At 52.4% G+C, this 4,115-nt stretch carries 4 protein-coding genes; all 4 read left to right on the forward strand.

The genetic code is table 11. The features are described from left to right. On the forward strand, nucleotides 1-699 hold a 699-nt coding region (locus tag A918_RS0115835; protein ID WP_022711998.1), incomplete at its 5' end, for an ABC transporter ATP-binding protein. Further along, on the forward strand, nucleotides 699-1,439 hold the full coding sequence (locus A918_RS0115840) for an ABC transporter ATP-binding protein (protein WP_022711999.1): 741 nt from the start codon (nucleotides 699-701) through the stop codon (nucleotides 1,437-1,439). The genes A918_RS0115835 and A918_RS0115840, both read left to right, overlap by 1 nt. A gap of 89 nt (nucleotides 1,440-1,528) precedes the next feature. Further along, nucleotides 1,529-3,028, forward strand: coding sequence for a serine hydrolase (locus tag A918_RS0115845; RefSeq protein WP_022712000.1), 1,500 nt, complete (start codon nucleotides 1,529-1,531; stop codon nucleotides 3,026-3,028). Between the two features lie 163 nt (nucleotides 3,029-3,191). Then, entirely contained in the window at nucleotides 3,192-4,109 is a 918-nt protein-coding gene (locus tag A918_RS0115850) for a LysR family transcriptional regulator (RefSeq protein WP_022712001.1), read from the forward strand. Nucleotides 4,110-4,115: the final 6 nt, after the last annotated feature.

Consider the following 4,115-nt stretch of genomic DNA (forward strand, 5'->3'; position numbering starts at 1 on the left):
AAGTCTCTGACTGCCCGCGCTCTGATGAAACTCCTGCCGAATATTGCGGAAGTCAAAGCTGATAAGCTCAGTTTTGACGGACAGGATCTGCTGACCGCATCTGAAAAACAGATGCGTCAGATCCGTGGTAAGCGCGTTGGTTTCATTCTGCAGGATCCGAAATACTCGCTGAATCCGGTGAAGACCATTGGTGTGCAGGTGGCTGAAGCCTGGCGCACACACAAAGGCGGCAGCAAAAAACAGGCTCTGGAAGCGGCGATTGATCTGCTCGATCAGGTGAAAATCCGCAATCCGCGTGAAGTGGCACATACCTATCCGCACGAAGTATCGGGCGGTATGGGGCAGCGTGTCATGATCGCTATGATGCTGGCACCGGATCCGGAACTGCTGATTGCCGATGAGCCGACTTCGGCGCTTGACGCAACCGTGCAGGCTGAAATTCTGCGTCTGATCGATGATCTCGTCGACAGCCGCGGCATGGGGCTGATCCTCATCAGCCACGATCTTCCGCTTGTTTCCCATTTCTGTGACCGCGTTATGGTCATGTATATGGGGCAGGTGATAGAAGAGCTGAAAGCATCGGAACTCAATAATGCTCAGCATCCTTATACCAAGGGTCTCCTGAACTGTATTCCGTCGCTGACGCATCCGCGTGATCGTCTGCCGGTAATGACCCGTGATCCGGAGTGGCTGAAATAATGATTGAAGTTGATAATCTGAAAATTCAGTTCGGTGACAAGCAGGTCGTTAAGGGCGTTTCGTTTAACGTCGAAAAAGGCGGCAGCTTCGGTATCGTGGGCGAGAGCGGTTCGGGTAAGTCGACAATCCTGCGTGCGATGGCCGGTCTGAATGAAAGCTGGAGCGGACGTATTGCCTTTGACGGCAAAGACGCGCCGCTGAAGCGGACACCGGAATTTTTCCGTTCTGTTCAGATGGTGTTTCAGGATCCGTTCGGCTCCCTGCATCCGCGCCAGACCATTGACCGTATTCTGAGCGAGCTGTTGCTGGTTCATAAGATCGACAATGTTGAAGGACGCATCAAGCAGGCTCTGTCTGATGTGGCTCTGCCGCAGACGGCACGTTTCCGCTATCCGCATCAATTGTCCGGTGGTCAGCGTCAGCGCGTGGCGATTGCCCGTGCTCTGATTGCAGATCCGCAGGTATTGCTGCTCGATGAGCCGACCTCGGCACTGGACGTTTCCGTTCAGGCGGAAATTCTCAACCTGTTGTCGGATCTGCGTGAAGAACGCAACCTGACCTATGTGCTGGTGAGCCATAACCTCGCAGTTATTGCCCATCTCTGCCCGGAAGTGGGCGTGATGCAGAATGGTGTGATGGTGGAACAGCTGACAGCAGAAGATCTGCGTTTAGGCCGCACCACCCATCCGCATACGACTGAGCTACGCGAATTGAGCGTAACGGTTGAAGAACCAAAATAATGAGAGTGTAACAGGCCGGATTTTCCGGCCTGTTCTTTATGTAATATTGAATTAAACCTGTATGAACAGGGGCATGGGAAGAAGCGATCATGGCTATGAACTGGGACGCCGCCTTATCAACCGCACAAAAACTGACTGCACAATGGCCTGCCAATGCGCCGGGAGGCGTGATTATCGGCTTTGATGCCGATGGTATCCGTTTCAGCACTGCCAGCGGTGTAGAAAGTCTGGCAACTCATAAGCCGTTTTCCGCTGACAGTGTTGTGCGCTATGCCTCTGTGACCAAGCATGTCTTTGTTTCTATGGTTTTGAAACATGCAGACAAGATCAGCCTTGATGATCCGCTCGGCAAACATCTGCCGGAGCTGAAAAAGCCTTTGAGCGAAGTGAGTGTTGGTCGGGCGCTGGATATGAGTGGCGGTCTGCCCGACACGCGTGAATGCCTGACTTTACTCGGCTTGTCGATCTATTCGGAAACCCATAATGACCGGCTGATGGATTTCCACGCGACGATGGAACGCCTCAATTTTGATGCCGGTACGCAGGTCTCCTATTCCAATACCGGCTATCGTCTGGTGGAAATTGCGCTGGAGCGTCTGGGTCTGCGCTTTGATGATTATCTGCAAAATGAAATCGTACCATTGCTCGGCGTGCAGCTGAAAGCACCGGATGTCTGGAATGATCCGGTGGATGGTCTGGTGCCGGGTTACTGGCATGATGGTAAGAAGTGGCAGCTGAGTTCAGCCGGTCTTTATATTTCCGCAGCGGGTAGTCTGACCGGTAGCGGTACAGCGCTGGCGACCTGGGCACAGGCTCTGATGTGTGGCAAAGGCCAGCTTTCCGGTGCGATTGAGAAGATCAGCGCGCCACGTAAAATGGCTGATGGTCGTCTGTCTGCCTATGGTCTCGGTTTTGTTGCTTCTGAACTTGATGGTCTGAAGTTGGTTGGCCATGGCGGTTCGCATCCGGGCTATAAGAGCTATGTGCTGATCTGCCCTGAGTATCAGTGCGGTTTTGTGGTTGTAGCCAACCGTGATGACGCCAATGGCAGCAAGATGGCGCAGGCTGCAATGGCTGCGCTTGGAGGTCGTTCGTTACCGCAGGCCGGAAGTACAATTCCGGATGGTTTTTATGTCACCGAAACCGGTCATCACTGGGTTGAGATGAAGGGCGGTAACGTCACTTATATCGACAATGAAGATGCGCTCTATGATGAAGGTAATGGCTGGTTTTCATCGCGCTCGGCTACGTCACCAATCCTGCTGCGCTGGACAGGTGAAGTACTGGAAGGGGAACTTGGCCATGCACCGCGCCGTCTTTATCCGGTAACACCAAAGCCTGCCGGTAATGAGCTCGACGGTAGCTGGAAGTCGGTTTACGGTGCTGCTTTTGAGATCGCCAACGGCACGGTAATTATGGGTGTCGGCCCTGTTCAACAGACAATGCCTGTCACCGATCTTGGTAATGGCCGCTATCTGTTTACGCTCCATGACGGCCCGTGGGTGAAACGGGTTTGCATCAATCGCCTGAGCGATAATCGTGTTGAACTGGTGCTGAGCCGCAGCCGTATGCTGGAATATAGCCGCTAATCTTCAGTAACTGAAGTGACTGCCGTTCTCTGATATCTGCGGATATTTAAGAGAGCGGCCGTTTTTATGTTTCTGTTCAAATATGCTGACATATCGTATAAGGCCTATTCTGAACCTGCATGCCTGTATGCAAAACAGGCAATCATGACGAAGGATCCGTATTGTGGAAATTAAGTGGGTTGAAGACTTTCTGGCGCTTGCTCATACTTTAAATTTCTCCAAAGCTGCAGATGAACGCCACGTTACCCAGTCTGCTTTCAGCCGCCGTATCAAGCAGCTGGAAACATGGCTCGGTACGACCCTGATTGACCGTGCGACTTATCCTTCGCGGCTCACCGAGGCCGGTGAGAAATTTATTCCGGTGGCGCAGGAAACGCTGAAGTCACTCTATCAGGTGCGTCAGGGCTTTCAGGCAAACCAGACACTGGAAGCACAGACGATTTCTTTCATCGCATTGCATACATTGTCTTTCACATTTTTCCCGCAATGGGTGAAGGAAACCAGTGATAATACAGCGCCGGTTTTCACACGGTTGCGGCCGGATACAGGCAGTGTTGAAGGCAATGTGAATGCGCTTGTTGACGGCGATTGTGATTTTCTGCTGACCTATGTGCATCCGTCTGTGCCACTGCTGCTCGATGCTGCAGACTTTGATTACAAAGTTGTCGGCTTTGAGCAGATCATTCCGATCAGCGCACCGGATGCTGATGGCAACCCGCTGCATATGGTTGGCCGCGGCGAGCAGCCGTTTGATTATATCGGCTATGAAAAATCATCGTTCTTCGGTCATTTGCTGAGTGAATTATTTGCGCTGAAAATGCCGGAACATCGTTTGGTTCATGAAGGCAGTATGTCCATCGGGCTTAAAGGCATGTCGATGGCCGGATGGGGCGTGGCATGGGTGCCGCGCAGCCTTATTGCCGAAGAGCTGGCCACCGGCCAGCTGGTGCATGGTGCGGATATGTCATGGAATATTCCGCTGGAAATCCGTCTTTACCGCTCCAGAAACAATCAGCGTTCTGTGATTGAGAAATTCTGGAACCGGTTGCCGGATTTGAAACAGACAAAAGATGACCATTAAAAAGGG

Source organism: Pseudochrobactrum sp. AO18b (assembly GCF_000409565.1).
Classification (GTDB): domain Bacteria; phylum Pseudomonadota; class Alphaproteobacteria; order Rhizobiales; family Rhizobiaceae; genus Pseudochrobactrum; species Pseudochrobactrum saccharolyticum.